The organism is Pseudomonas sp. R11F (genome assembly GCF_050312575.1).
Classification (GTDB): Bacteria; Pseudomonadota; Gammaproteobacteria; order Pseudomonadales; family Pseudomonadaceae; genus Aquipseudomonas; species Aquipseudomonas palleroniana.
In genome coordinates, this window is sequence record NZ_JBNPJU010000044.1 from 1 (window position 1) to 12,997 (window position 12,997).

Consider the following 12,997-nt stretch of genomic DNA (forward strand, 5'->3'; position numbering starts at 1 on the left):
TTGACTGACACACCGCATTCGCGAGCAAGCCCGCTCCCACATTTGTCCTGCGTCATCCTGACGAACTTCTAAACTCCTTTAACAGTGGCAACACGCCGCACGCCCTGCCGTGCGTGTCGTTGATGCGTGTCATGACAAATGGCGCCTGGACGATGCTTGACAACCCCAGGTCGTAAACGTATGTTTCAAACACCTGTTTGACCGCCACAACAAATCCACGCGGTTGTTCATCCCAGATACATCAGCAGAGGTTTATCGCTATGCCTGACTACAAGGCCCCCTTGCGTGATATTCGCTTCGTTCGTGACGAACTGCTCGGTTATGAAGCGCACTATCAGAGCCTGCCGGCTTGCCAGGACGCTACCCCGGACATGGTTGACGCCATTCTCGAAGAAGGCGCCAAGTTCTGTGAGCAAGTACTGGCACCGTTGAACCGCGTGGGTGACATCGAAGGGTGTACCTGGAGCGAGTCAGGCGTTAAGACCCCTACTGGTTTCAAAGAAGCCTATAAACAGTTCGTCGAGGGCGGCTGGCCGAGCCTGGCTCACGATGTGGAGCACGGTGGCCAAGGCCTGCCGGAATCCCTGGGCCTGGCCGTGAGCGAAATGGTCGGTGAGGCCAACTGGTCGTGGGGCATGTACCCTGGCCTGTCCCACGGTGCAATGAACACCATCTCCGAACACGGCACGCCTGAGCAGCAAGAGGCTTACCTGACCAAGCTGGTTTCGGGCGAGTGGACCGGCACCATGTGCCTGACCGAACCGCACTGCGGCACCGACCTGGGCATGCTGCGCACCAAGGCCGAACCTCAGGCTGATGGTTCCTACAAAGTTTCCGGCACCAAGATCTTCATCTCGGCCGGTGAGCACGATATGGCCGATAACATCGTCCACATCGTCCTGGCGCGCCTGCCGGATGCACCGGCCGGGACCAAAGGTATCTCGCTGTTTATCGTGCCCAAGTTCCTGCCGAATGCAGACGGCTCGATCGGTGAGCGCAACGCCGTGACCTGTGGTTCCCTGGAACACAAGATGGGCATCCATGGCAACGCTACCTGCGTGATGAACTTCGACGCGGCCACCGGTTTCCTGATCGGCCCGGCGAACAAAGGCCTGAACTGCATGTTCACCTTCATGAACACCGCTCGCCTGGGTACCGCACTGCAGGGCCTGGCCCATGCTGAAATCGGCTTCCAGGGCGGCCTGAAATATGCGCGTGATCGCCTGCAAATGCGCTCCCTGACCGGCCCGAAAGCACCGGACAAAGCGGCCGACCCGATCATCGTGCACCCTGACGTGCGCCGCATGCTGCTGACCATGAAAGCCTTCGCCGAAGGCAACCGTGCGATGGTGTACTTCACCGCCAAGCAAGTGGACATCGTCAAGTACGGCACCGACGACGAAGCCAAGAAACAGGCCGATGGCCTGCTGGCTTTCATGACGCCGATCGCCAAGGCGTTCATGACCGAAGTCGGTTTTGAAGCGGCCAACCACGGCGTGCAGATCTACGGTGGCCACGGCTTCATCGCCGAGTGGGGCATGGAGCAGAACGTTCGCGACAGCCGCATCTCGATGCTGTACGAAGGCACCACCGGCATCCAGGCCCTGGACCTGCTCGGCCGTAAAGTGCTGATGACCCAAGGCGAAGCGCTCAAGGGTTTCACCAAGATCGTGCACAAGTTCTGCCAGGCCAACGAAGGCAACGAAGCCGTCAAAGAGTTCGTCGCACCGCTGGCTGCACTGAACAAAGAGTGGGGCGAGTTGACCATGAAGGTCGGCATGGCCGCGATGAAAGACCGTGAAGAAGTCGGTGCCGCCTCGGTGGACTACCTGATGTACTCCGGTTACGCGTGCCTGGCTTACTTCTGGGCCGACATGGCGCGCCTGGCCGCCGAAAAACTGGCTGCCGGCACCACCGAAGAGGCGTTCTACACCGCCAAGCTGCAGACTGCGCGCTTCTACTTCCAGCGCATCCTGCCGCGTACCCGCACTCACGTTGCAACCATGCTGTCGGGCGCCAACAACCTGATGGACATGAAAGAAGAGAACTTCGGCCTGGCTTACTAAGCCTTACCGGGTTCTGCTGAAAACCGCCGCTCCCTCGGGAGTGGCGGTTTTTTATTGGGTGCGATAAAAAACACAGCGCAGCACTCAGGGATTGGGGTTGGCTGCCGTTACAGTGATGGCAATGTGATACAGGTCACATTGAATGTGCTTAACTGTGCGCAGTGAAGGCACTGTGCCATCTTTATCGGCGGGTCGGAGCTTTACCCTTGTCACGCGTGTCCGCTGTACGTTTCAGCCATTTTCTCCCCTCGTTGCTGCTATTGCTGGCCGGGCTCTCGGCTGCGTATGTCAAAGACCTCAATGTCTTCTTCACTTCGCTGTTCAACGTGCTGCCGACCTTGGTGCTGTTGCTCGGTGGTTCGTATTGCGCGGTGTATCGGCGCCAGCGTGAACTGTTCCTGATGATCACGGTGTATATCACCTACTTCTTGCTGGACACCCAGACGGACTTTTACCGCGATAATGGCCGCGTGCGTGAAGATGCCGCCGTGGTGTTTCATCTGTGTTGCCTGCTGTTGCCGCTGTTGTTCAGCATCTACGCGCTGTGGCAGGAGAAGACCCACCTGTTTCGCGACTTCGTTGCCCGGTGTGCGGTGCTGATCGCCGTGGGCAGCGTTGCGCTGGCCCTGGAGCAGAGTTTCCCGCAGGCCTTGCTGAACTGGCTGGCAGAAATTCGTTGGCCGGCGCTGCATGGCAGCTGGATGAGCCTGATCCAACTCTCTTACCCGATGTTCCTGGTCGGCTTCCTGACCCTGGCCGCCCAGTACTGGTACCAGCCGCGTCCGTTGCACGCCGCGCAGTTGGTCGGGTTGTTGGGAATGTTCTGGATGTTGCCGCAAACCTTCATCCTGCCGTTCACCCTGAACATCATGTGCAGCCAGGTGATGTTGATGATTGCCGCCGGTGTGGCCCATGAGGCCTATCAAATGGCGTTTCGCGATGAGCTGACCGGCTTGCCCGGGCGGCGCGCGCTCAACGAACGCATGCAGCGACTGGGGCGCAACTATGTGTTGGCGATGAGCGACGTCGACCACTTCAAACGCTTCAACGACACCCATGGCCACGACGTGGGCGACCAGGTCCTGCGGCTGGTCGCCAGCAAGCTGTCCAAGGTCAATGGCGGCGGGCGTGCCTACCGTTATGGCGGTGAAGAATTTGCCGTGGTGTTTGCCGGCAAGACCCTGGATGAGTGCATGCCGCACCTGGAAGAGATCCGCGAGATCATTGCCAACTACGACATCAAGTTGCGCAACCCGGACCGTCCCCATGACGATCATCAGGGCCGTCAGCGTCGCACAGGCAGCGGGGCGTCCAGTGTGTCGGTGACCGTCAGCATCGGCGTGGCCGAGCGCCAGGCCGAGCAGCGCACGCCGGAAGAGGTGCTCAAATCCGCCGACGAAGCCCTGTACTCCGCCAAGGGGGCGGGGCGTAATTGCGTGGTCGCGGCCGGGCAGACCCGGCGTGGAGCGGTGCGTATGGAGCGCGCTGCCGGTTGAGTGATGGCGCTGTATTCAGCGGTTCTACAGTGATTGTTTGCAGTCTTGGCCGGCAGTAGGTTGAAAGTATCTGCTGCCGGAGACATCGCCATGCCTGACTACAAAGCTCCCCTGCGCGACATGCGCTTTCTGATCGACAACGTGTTTGATTTCCATGGCCACTATGCGGCGCTGGGGGCTACGGATGCCACGCCGGACATGGTCAGTGCGATCCTCGAAGAAGGCGCCAAATTCTGCGAAAACGTGCTCGCACCGCTCAACCGCAGCGGTGATGAAGAGGGATGCCATTTCGACAATGGCGTGGTCACCACCCCCAAGGGCTTCAAGGAAGCTTTCGCCCAGTATGTGGACGGCGGCTGGCACGGCGTGGCGGCCGATCCGGCCTACGGCGGCCAGGGCCTGCCGCCATCCTTGGGCCTGGTGCTGAGCGAAATGATCGGCTCCAGCAACACGTCCTGGGGCATGTACCCCGGCCTGACCCATGGTGCCATGACGGCGATCCACGCCCATGGCACCGACGAGCAGAAAGCCACTTACCTGAACAAACTCACCGCCGGCGAGTGGACCGGCACGATGTGCCTCACCGAAGCCCACTGCGGCACCGACCTGGGCCTGATCAAGACCCGCGCCGTGCCACAGGCGGACGGCAGCTATGCGGTTACCGGCAGCAAGATCTTCATCTCGGCCGGCGAGCACGACATGAGCGCCAATATCATCCATCTGGTGCTGGCCAAGCTGCCGGATGCGCCAGCGGGCACTAAAGGTATTTCGTTGTTTATCGTGCCCAAGTTCCATGCGGACTCGGGTGAGCGTAACGCGGTGCACTGCGGCTCCATCGAACACAAGATGGGGATCAAGGGCTCGGCCACGTGTGTGTTGAACTTCGACGGTGCCAGGGGCTTTTTGATTGGCGAGGCCAACAAAGGCCTCAACTGCATGTTCACCATGATGAACCACGCACGGCTGGGCACCGGCATGCAGGGCTTGTGCAACGGTGAAGCGAGTTTTCAGGGCGCGATCAAATACGCCAACGACCGCCTGCAAATGCGCTCGCTGACCGGCGCCAAGGCACCGGACAAGGCCGCCGACCCGATCATCGTGCACCCCGACGTGCGGCGCATGCTGCTGACCATGAAAGCCTTCAACGAGGGCAACCGCGCATTGACCTACTTCACCGCGCAATTGCTCGACACCGCGCATCTGAGTCACGACGCCGAGCAGCGCCAGGCCGCCGAAGACCTGTTGGCCTTCCTTACCCCGATCTGCAAAGCCTTCATGACCGAGACCGGGCTGGAGGTGACCAACCACGGTATGCAGGTGTTCGGCGGCCATGGCTACATCCGCGAGTGGGGTATGGAGCAATTGGCGCGGGATGCGCGGATTGCACCGATCTATGAAGGCACCAACGGCATCCAGGCGCTGGATTTGCTGGGGCGCAAGGTGCTCGGCAGCCAGGGCAAGTTATTGCGTGGCTTTACCCGGATCGTGCATCAGTTCTGCGCGGCGCATGCCGAACATCCGCAGCTCAAGGCCCATGTGGAGCAACTCGACCAGTTGAACCAGCAGTGGGGCGAGTTGACGATGAAGGTCGGTATGGCGGCGATGAAAAACCCGGATGAAGTGGGCGCTGCGGCCGTGGATTACCTGATGTACAGCGGTTACATCATTCTGGCGTACCTGTGGCTGCGTATGGCCATTGCCGCGCAAGCGCAAGACGACATCGAGTTCGCCAAGGCCAAGCTGGGCACCTGCGACTTCTACTTCAAGCGCCTGCTGCCCCGTACAACGGGCCACCGCGCCGCCGTGGAAGCCGGCAGTGAGTGCCTGATGAGTCTGTCTGCGCAAGCATTTGCATTGGAGTGACTTAAAAATACCAATCAGTCACAAGTGGACCCTATGTGTCTTAAAAGTTGTTCGGGTACACTCGGGGCTCATAAAACCGATCCCTATCGAATCACTTTTCACGTTCTCACGAGGTTTGCCATGGCTGATTACAAAGCGCCGCTGCGTGATATGCGCTTCGTCCTCAACGAAGTGTTTGAGGTCGCCAATACTTGGGCCCAATTGCCGGCATTGGCGGACACCGTGGATGCCGAAACCGTTGAGGCCATTCTCGAAGAGGCCGGCAAGGTGACCGCCAAGTCCATCGCGCCGCTCAGCCGGGGTGGCGACGAGCAAGGCTGCCGCTGGGCGGACAGTGCGGTCAGCACGCCGGATGGATTCCCACAGGCCTACAAAACCTACGCCGAAGGTGGCTGGGTGGGTGTCGGGGGTGACCCTGTCTTCGGCGGCATGGGCATGCCCAAAGCCGTGTCGGCGCAAGTCGAAGAAATGATCAACTCGTCGAGCCTGGCGTTCGGCCTGTATCCGATGCTGACTTCCGGCGCCTGCGTGTCGATCAATACCCATGCCAGTGAAGAGCTGAAAGCCGCTTACCTGCCGAAGATGTATTCCGGCGAGTGGGCCGGCTCCATGTGCCTGACCGAAGCCCATGCCGGTACGGACCTGGGGATGATCCGCACCAAGGCCGAGCCTCAGGCGGACGGTTCCTACAAGGTCAGCGGCACCAAGATCTTCATCACCGGTGGCGAGCACGATCTCACCGAAAACATCATCCATCTGGTACTGGCCAAGCTGCCGGATGCACCGGCGGGGCCCAAGGGGATTTCGCTGTTCCTGGTGCCGAAGTTCATGGTCAATGCCGACGGCAGCCTGGGCGCGCGTAACCCGGTGACTTGCGGCTCGATCGAACACAAGATGGGCATCCAGGCGTCTGCGACCTGCGTGATGAACTTCGACGAAGCCGTGGGCTACCTGGTCGGCGAGCCAAACCGTGGCTTGGCGGCGATGTTCACCATGATGAACTACGAGCGTCTGGGCGTGGGTATCCAGGGCCTGGCGTCCGGCGAGCGCTCCTACCAGAACGCGATTGAATACGCCCGCGATCGCCTGCAAAGCCGTGCACCGACTGGCGCCCAAGCCAAAGACAAGGCCGCCGACCCGATCATCGTGCACCCGGACGTGCGGCGCATGCTGCTGACCATGAAGGCCGCGAACGAAGGTGGCCGGGCGTTCTCCACCTATGTGGCGACGCAGTTGGATATCGCCAAATTCAGCGAAGATGCCGCCGCTCGCGAACGCGCCGATAACCTGGTGGCGTTGTTGACCCCGGTCGCCAAGGCGTTTCTCACCGACCTGGGCCTGGAAACTACCGTACTCGGCCAGCAAGTGTTCGGCGGCCATGGCTACATCCGCGAGTGGGGCCAGGAACAATTGGTGCGCGACGTACGCATCACCCAGATCTACGAAGGGACCAATGGCATTCAGGCTCTGGACCTGATGGGGCGCAAGATCGTGGGCAGCGGTGGCAAGTTCTACAGCCTGTTCGCCGACGAAGTCCGTCAGTTCATCGCCACGGCGAATGCCGAACTGGCCGAGTTCACCCGCCCACTCAGCGCAGCGGTGGATAACCTGGATGAATTGACCGCCTGGGTGCTGGACCGCGCCAAGACCAACCCGAATGAGATCGGCGCGGCGTCGGTGGAATATCTGCACGCGTTTGGGTACATGGCCTACGCCTACATGTGGGCACGCATGGCCAAGGCAGCGCTGGGCAAAGAGGCTGAAGAAGATTTCTACGCCAGCAAACTGGGCACGGCGCGCTTTTACTTTGCACGCCTGTTGCCGCGTATCCACTCATTGAGCGCGTCGGTAAAAGCGGGCAGCGAATCGCTGTATTTGCTGGATGAGGCACAGTTCTAAAGGCTTGGAGGGCGTGTAAGCAATCTCTTACATGACGTGCTGCTATTCGTCCTCTATCGCCAAATTGGATCCACCGATAATCTACTTCACATGGACGTCGCGCAGGAAGCGCAAAGCAACAACACGGACACGTAGGATTCTGCCAGGACGGCGGAGTGAAATGGATGTCAGGGAAACAGTCTGCAAAGCCCCGCTTCGGCGGGGTTTTCTTTTGCCCGCGAAAAAGTCAGGCGCTTGCCTGCGGGGCATTCATCACGCCTTCCAGCAGCGTGCGCAGCAAGGCCACGGTCGCCTGCTGTCGTTGTAGATCACGGCACACCAAGCCCACTTTCAGTGGCACCCTGGGTTCACTCAAGGGTTTCCACAACAAGGCCTTGCTGTTGTGCTCGTCCTGGGAGCGCCCTGGCAGCACCGTGGCCAATTTACTGTGGGGCAGGCTGTCGAGAATGCCCACCATGGTGTTGAGCTCTGCCTGCACTTGCGGGCGCCGCCCGAGGTTGGACAGTTGGCCTTGCCAGATCTGGCGCACTTGAAACTCTTCGCCCAACAGCAACATCGGTAATTCGGCCGCCTGTTTCAGCGAGACTTTCTTGAACTCGCGCAGGGGGTGGTCTTCGGGGATCACCACCTTCAATTCATCCTCATACAGCAGCGTGCCGTGCAGCCCCGGCTGGCGTGGCGGCAGATAGCTGATGCCAATGTCCAACGAACCGTTGAGCAGGCGCCGTTCAATTTCAAGCCCCGTCAGTTCGTAGATTTGCACGACCAAATGAGGCTGCGCCTTGCGCACACGCTCCAGCATTTGCGGAACCAGGCTGGTGTGCACCGTCTGCAGCACGCCGATGGCCAAGGTACGCATCGCCTGGCCCTTGAAGTTGCCCAAGGCTTCAACGGCTTGCTGCATGCCATCGATCAGCGGCAAGGCATGGTTGTACAACGTATGAGCGGCCAGGGTAGGTAACAGGCGCTTGCTGCTGCGCTCGAACAGGCCCACATCCAGGTTCTGTTCCAACTGGCGGATCTGTTGCGACAACGCCGGTTGAGAGATCGAAAGGCGTTCAGCGGCACGGCCTACGTGGCCTTCCTCATACACCGCGACGAAATAACGCAGTTGCTTGAAATCCATAAGACTTACTTATCGAAAAAGCTGGAAAATCGAAATGGCCGTCGGCCCTGCAGACGCCTAGTCTAGCGCCTATTCACAGGGCGTACAGGGCCGGATCGGGCAATGAACAGCGTTTATGTTGATAGCGTTTACATAGGCAAGACAAAAAACCGCAAGGCAGTGTCGGCACCCTGCACCGATCAAGGTCGGGTTGCTATTGGAGGTGAGCTGTGAATCTGTTCCGTCGCCCCGCGCCGAGCCTGGACGATCTGATTCTGGACACTGCCGGCAATGACCTTTCCAGCGCGCGCCTGATGCCCACCGTTGCGCGCCCGCCGCAGGTGTTCGTACGTGGCCAGGGCTCCTGGCTCTGGGACAGTGATGACCGCGCCTACCTCGATTTCAGCCAGGGCGGTGCCGCCAACAGCCTCGGCCACAGCCCGCAGGTATTGATCAAGGCGCTCTCGGATCAGGCTCAAGCACTGATCAACCCGGGTAATGGCCTGTACAACCGCCTGCAACTCAACCTCGTCGACCGCCTGTGCGAACACACCGGCAGCGACCAGGGCTACCTGCTCAACAGCGGCGCGCAAGCCTGCGAAGCGGCGATCAAGCTGGCGCGCAAATGGGGCCAACTGCATCGGGGTAGTGCTTATCGCATCATCACCGCGGGCAACGGCTGCCATGGCCGCAGCTTCGCGGCCATGTCGGCGTCGTCGGGCGGCTGTGACAACCGTTTCGAACCGCAGTTGCCTGGGTTCAGCCATGTGCCGTTCAACGATCTACCCGCCCTGCACGCCGCCGTGGATGCCGGTACTGTCGCCATCATGCTGGAACCTATCCAGGCCGAAGCCGGCGTGATTCCCGCCACCGAGCACTACCTCAAGGGGGTTGAGCGGTTATGCCGTGAGCTGGGCATCCTGCTGATTCTTGATGAAGTGCAGACCGGCATCGGTCGCTGTGGCGCCTTACTTGCCGAACAGCAGTACGGTATACGCGCCGATATCATCACCCTCGGCAAGGGCTTGGGCGGTGGCGTGCCGCTGGCGGCCTTGTTGGCGCGCGGCAAAGCCTGCTGCTTCGAAGTCGGCGAGCTGGAGGGCACGCATCATGGTAATGCGTTGATGGCATCGGCCGGTCTGGCGGTTCTCGATACGGTGCTGGAGCACGGTTTCCTGGAGCAGGTGCGTGAGTATGGCTGTTACCTCGGCGAAGGTCTCGCCCGCCTGGCCTACCGTTACGACCACGGCCAATTACGCGGCCAGGGTCTGATGTGGGGCCTGACGTTGTCGGATGATTCTGCGGATGCCGTCGTAAAGGCCGCCCTGCACGAAGGTCTGATCCTCAATGCCCCGCAACCCAACTGCCTGCGCTTCACTCCGGCGCTGACCGTGAGCAAAAGCAACATTGACGAAATGCTCCTGCGCCTGGCCCGCGCCTTCTCTCGCGTGCGTACCGCACAACTGCAATGCCGCAAGGGCATCGCCGTTTAATCCCTTATTCTTGAACCGTCTCGCGGCCTACGCGGCGCCTCCAGCCTGATTCTTTTGGCTGGGGGCGTTTTTTTGTCTGCGAAATTTTGGGACTGAAATTGTTGATTGAGCATCAGTGAAAACAATGGCTTTTTGGCAAGCGTCGGCAAGGACTGCTGACGAGGGGGCGGAGAGTTTTTGCATGCTCGCGTTTCTAGTCTATACCACTGAGTGGTATGTTTGTGGGAAGCTTTAAGCGCGGCACAAGTCCAGCAACTACTGGACCTCAAGGAGTTTGTGGAGATACGTCATGATCAAAAAGTATGAAAGTGAAGCGCTGGAATCTGTTTATAAATCGGCCCAGGCGCTGCACTCGATAGGGGCAATCAGCAAAACCACTCTACGTGAGTTCGACGAGATGTGCCTTGCAACGGTCCCGGCGCAAATTCCAGCCGAACAGATCAAGCAGCTGCGTGAAAGCAGCCATGTGAGCCAACCTGTTTTCGCGCGTTACTTGAACACCAGTGCCTCCACGGTCAAAAAATGGGAATCTGGTGAGAAACAGCCCAGCGGCATGGCGCTCAAGTTGCTGAGCATCGTAAAGAAGCACGGGTTGGAAATTCTGGCTTGAAGATGGCCCAATGCCAGAACCCACTGAACCCTCGCAAACCCCCACGGTCGATTAGCTACACGGCTCACACGAGCCGATTTCTTGGAGCTGACCCTATGGATTTCATTCGTATCATCATTGCCATCCTGTTGCCGCCACTGGGCGTGTTCCTGCAAGTGGGGTTCGGTGGCGCGTTCTGGCTGAATATCCTGCTGACCCTGTGCGGCTACATCCCGGGCATCGTGCATGCGGTGTACATCATCGCCAAGCGCTGAGGCCGTCAGCCTTTGGCGATGAGTCGTGAGTTGCGCTCGTTGCGAAAGGCCAGTTGCTCAATCGTCTGAGTAGCGTGTTCGGCCTCCTCCCGCGCCTGCAGGATGATGCCGTGCTGCTCGGACTTGCTGCACACCGGGTCGGCATTGCTCGCATCCCCGGTCAGCATAAAGGCCTGGCAGCGGCAGCCGCCGAAGTCCTTTTCCTTTTCGTCACACGAACGGCACGGTTCGGGCATCCAGTCGTAGCCGCGAAAGCGGTTGAAGCCGAACGAGTCGTACCAGATGTGCTGCATGCTGTGATCGCGCACATTCGGAAATTGCACCGGCATCTGTCGGGCGCCGTGGCAGGGTAGGGCGGTACCGTCCGGTGTCACCGTCAGAAAGAGACTGCCCCAGCCGTTCATGCAGGCTTTTGGGCGCTCCTCGTAGTAATCCGGGGTCACGAAGATCAGCTTGCAGGGGTGCCCTTGGGCTTCAAGCTTGGCACGGTATTCGTTAGTGATGCGTTCGGCGCGCACCAACTGCTCTTTAGTCGGCAGCAACCCCACGCGATTGAGCTGTGCCCAGCCATAGAACTGGCAGGTGGCGAGTTCGACGAAGTCGGCTTCCAGCGCGATGCACAGCTCGATGATACGGTCGATCTTGTCGATATTGTGCCGATGGGTGACAAAGTTCAGCACCATCGGATAGCCATGGGCCTTGACCGCACGGGCCATTTCCAGTTTTTGCGCGAAGGCTTTTTTGGAGCCGGCCAGCAGGTTGTTCACCTGTTCATCGCTGGCTTGGAAGCTGATCTGGATATGGTCCAGGCCGGCTTTTTTGAAGTCGCTGATTTTCTGTTCGGTGAGGCCGATGCCGGAGGTGATCAGGTTGGTGTAGAACCCCAACTGGCGTGCCTCGGCGATCAGCTCTGCGAGATCCTGGCGCACCAGCGGTTCACCGCCGGAAAACCCCAGTTGTGCCGCACCCATTTCCCGCGCTTCGCGAAACACCTTGATCCACTGCTCGGTGCTCAGCTCCTTGCCCTGCTCGGCAAAATCCAGCGGGTTGGAGCAATACGGGCATTGCAACGGGCAGCGGTAAGTCAGCTCGGCGAGCAACCATAGCGGCAGGCCGACAGCGGGTTTTTCAGGCAAGGTTGATCCAGTGCTCAGCACGGGCGACCTCCATGAATTGCTCGATGTCTTCACCGAGTTCAGGCACACCGGGAAATTGTTTTTCCAGCTCGGCGATGATGGCCGCGACGTCGCGCTCACCGTCGATCAAGCCACCGATCAAGGCGGCGCTGTCGTTGAGCTTGATCATGCCTTCAGGATAGAGCAACACATGGCCTTTTTGCGCAGGCTCGTACTGGTAGCGATAGCCTTGGCGCCAGGTCGGTTTTTTGCTGCGATCAAAGCTCATAGGGTGATCCCTTTATGCCACACCCGCTGCTCGGTCACGCTGTGATAGGGCGGGCGGTTGAGTTCATAGGCCATGCTCATGGCGTCCAGCATGCTCCACAAAATATCCAGTTTGAACTGGAGTATTTCCAGCATGCGCTCCTGGCCTTCGCGAGTCGTGTAGTGCTGCAGGGTGATCGCCAGCCCGTGCTCCACGTCGCGACGGGCCTGGCCCAGGCGCGTGCGAAAATATTCGTAGCCGGCTGGATCAATCCACGGGTAATGCTGCGGCCAACTGTCGAGGCGCGACTGGTGGATCTGCGGGGCGAACAGCTCGGTCAGCGAACTGCTGGCGGCTTCTTGCCAGCTGGCGCGACGGGCGAAGTTGACGTAGGCATCCACCGCAAAACGCACACCGGGCAGTACCAATTCCTGGGAGCGTAGTTGATCGGGGTCGAGACCGACCGCTTGGCCCAGGCGCAACCAGGCTTCGATCCCACCGTCTTCGCCGGGTGCGCCGTCGTGGTCCAGCAGGCGTTGAATCCACTCGCGGCGGATTTCACGGTCCGGGCAGTTGGCCAGGATCGCCGCGTCTTTCAGCGGGATATTCACCTGATAGTAGAAGCGGTTGGCGACCCAGCCCTGGATCTGCTCGCGGGTGGCGCGGCCTTCATACATCGCCACATGGTACGGGTGATGGATATGGTAGAAGGCGCCCTTGGCCCGCAGGGCCTTTTCAAATTCTGTGGTGCTCATCGGTCTTTCAGTCATAAGAGTTCTCCTGCAGGAGCGAGCTTGCTCACGAAGGTGGTTAACGATGACGGGGGCA

Annotated in this window: 11 protein-coding genes; 7 read left to right on the forward strand and 4 right to left on the reverse strand. The window is 59.8% G+C overall.

Going from position 1 to position 12,997, the window contains the following annotated elements; translation table 11 throughout:
• Positions 1 to 260 precede the first annotated feature (260 nt).
• The 4 genes from ACQRBV_RS11755 to ACQRBV_RS11770 all read left to right on the forward strand — a co-directional run bounded on the left by ACQRBV_RS11755 (position 261) and on the right by ACQRBV_RS11770 (position 7,324).
• Positions 261 to 2,066, forward strand: coding sequence for a phenylacyl-CoA dehydrogenase (locus ACQRBV_RS11755; protein WP_060757251.1), 1,806 nt, complete (start codon positions 261 to 263; stop codon positions 2,064 to 2,066).
• A gap of 206 nt (positions 2,067 to 2,272) precedes the next feature.
• Entirely contained in the window at positions 2,273 to 3,562 is a 1,290-nt protein-coding gene (locus ACQRBV_RS11760) for a GGDEF domain-containing protein (protein WP_060757252.1), read from the forward strand.
• 90 nt (positions 3,563 to 3,652) lie between these two features.
• On the forward strand, positions 3,653 to 5,425 hold the full coding sequence (locus ACQRBV_RS11765; RefSeq protein WP_411985367.1) for an acyl-CoA dehydrogenase C-terminal domain-containing protein: 1,773 nt from the start codon (positions 3,653 to 3,655) through the stop codon (positions 5,423 to 5,425).
• Between the two features lie 120 nt (positions 5,426 to 5,545).
• Positions 5,546 to 7,324 (forward strand): acyl-CoA dehydrogenase C-terminal domain-containing protein, encoded by a 1,779-nt coding sequence (locus ACQRBV_RS11770; protein ID WP_090368405.1) that lies wholly within the window; start codon positions 5,546 to 5,548, stop codon positions 7,322 to 7,324.
• Positions 7,325 to 7,550: 226 nt separating this feature from the next.
• On the opposite strand, the gene ACQRBV_RS11775 is transcribed toward ACQRBV_RS11770, so the two are convergent.
• A complete protein-coding gene (locus tag ACQRBV_RS11775) occupies positions 7,551 to 8,450 on the reverse strand; it encodes a LysR family transcriptional regulator (RefSeq protein WP_090368407.1) in 900 nt (299 codons plus the stop codon).
• Between the two features lie 209 nt (positions 8,451 to 8,659).
• On the opposite strand from ACQRBV_RS11775, the gene ACQRBV_RS11780 reads away from it, so the two are divergent.
• From ACQRBV_RS11780 to ACQRBV_RS11790, 3 genes are all read left to right on the forward strand, one after another.
• A complete protein-coding gene (locus ACQRBV_RS11780; RefSeq protein WP_411985368.1) occupies positions 8,660 to 9,922 on the forward strand; it encodes an aspartate aminotransferase family protein in 1,263 nt (420 codons plus the stop codon).
• Positions 9,923 to 10,211: 289 nt separating this feature from the next.
• Positions 10,212 to 10,532 carry a helix-turn-helix domain-containing protein gene (locus ACQRBV_RS11785; protein ID WP_411985369.1) on the forward strand — a complete coding sequence of 107 codons (321 nt, stop codon included), beginning with the start codon at positions 10,212 to 10,214 and terminating at the stop codon, positions 10,530 to 10,532.
• Between the two features lie 95 nt (positions 10,533 to 10,627).
• Positions 10,628 to 10,786, forward strand: a complete 159-nt coding sequence (locus tag ACQRBV_RS11790; RefSeq protein ID WP_003228885.1) for a YqaE/Pmp3 family membrane protein — start codon at positions 10,628 to 10,630, stop codon at positions 10,784 to 10,786.
• 5 nt (positions 10,787 to 10,791) lie between these two features.
• Here the strand turns inward: ACQRBV_RS11790 and pqqE are convergent, their stop codons facing one another.
• The 3 genes from pqqE to pqqC are packed head-to-tail and all read right to left on the reverse strand — an operon-like array spanning position 10,792 to position 12,939.
• Positions 10,792 to 11,922 (reverse strand): pyrroloquinoline quinone biosynthesis protein PqqE, encoded by a 1,131-nt coding sequence (gene pqqE / locus ACQRBV_RS11795; protein WP_060757258.1) that lies wholly within the window; start codon positions 11,920 to 11,922, stop codon positions 10,792 to 10,794.
• A complete protein-coding gene (gene pqqD / locus ACQRBV_RS11800; RefSeq protein ID WP_060757259.1) occupies positions 11,915 to 12,190 on the reverse strand; it encodes a pyrroloquinoline quinone biosynthesis peptide chaperone PqqD in 276 nt (91 codons plus the stop codon). Before pqqD ends, pqqE begins: the two co-directional genes overlap by 8 nt.
• Positions 12,187 to 12,939, reverse strand: coding sequence for a pyrroloquinoline-quinone synthase PqqC (pqqC, locus tag ACQRBV_RS11805; RefSeq protein ID WP_198762635.1), 753 nt, complete (start codon positions 12,937 to 12,939; stop codon positions 12,187 to 12,189). Before pqqC ends, pqqD begins: the two co-directional genes overlap by 4 nt.
• Positions 12,940 to 12,997: the final 58 nt, after the last annotated feature.

Bases quoted from the DNA above. Each gene is read 5' to 3' on its own strand.
- ACQRBV_RS11770 (WP_090368405.1), top strand. From the start codon at position 5,546: ATGGCTGATTACAAAGCGCCGCTGCGTGATATGCGCTTCGTCCTCAAC.
- ACQRBV_RS11790 (WP_003228885.1), top strand. From the start codon at position 10,628: ATGGATTTCATTCGTATCATCATTGCCATCCTGTTGCCGCCACTGGGC.
- ACQRBV_RS11755 (WP_060757251.1), top strand. From the start codon at position 261: ATGCCTGACTACAAGGCCCCCTTGCGTGATATTCGCTTCGTTCGTGAC.
- ACQRBV_RS11785 (WP_411985369.1), top strand. From the start codon at position 10,212: ATGATCAAAAAGTATGAAAGTGAAGCGCTGGAATCTGTTTATAAATCG.
- ACQRBV_RS11775 (WP_090368407.1), bottom strand. From the start codon at position 8,450: ATGGATTTCAAGCAACTGCGTTATTTCGTCGCGGTGTATGAGGAAGGC.
- ACQRBV_RS11765 (WP_411985367.1), top strand. From the start codon at position 3,653: ATGCCTGACTACAAAGCTCCCCTGCGCGACATGCGCTTTCTGATCGAC.
- pqqD (WP_060757259.1), bottom strand. From the start codon at position 12,190: ATGAGCTTTGATCGCAGCAAAAAACCGACCTGGCGCCAAGGCTATCGC.
- pqqC (WP_198762635.1), bottom strand. From the start codon at position 12,939: ATGACTGAAAGACCGATGAGCACCACAGAATTTGAAAAGGCCCTGCGG.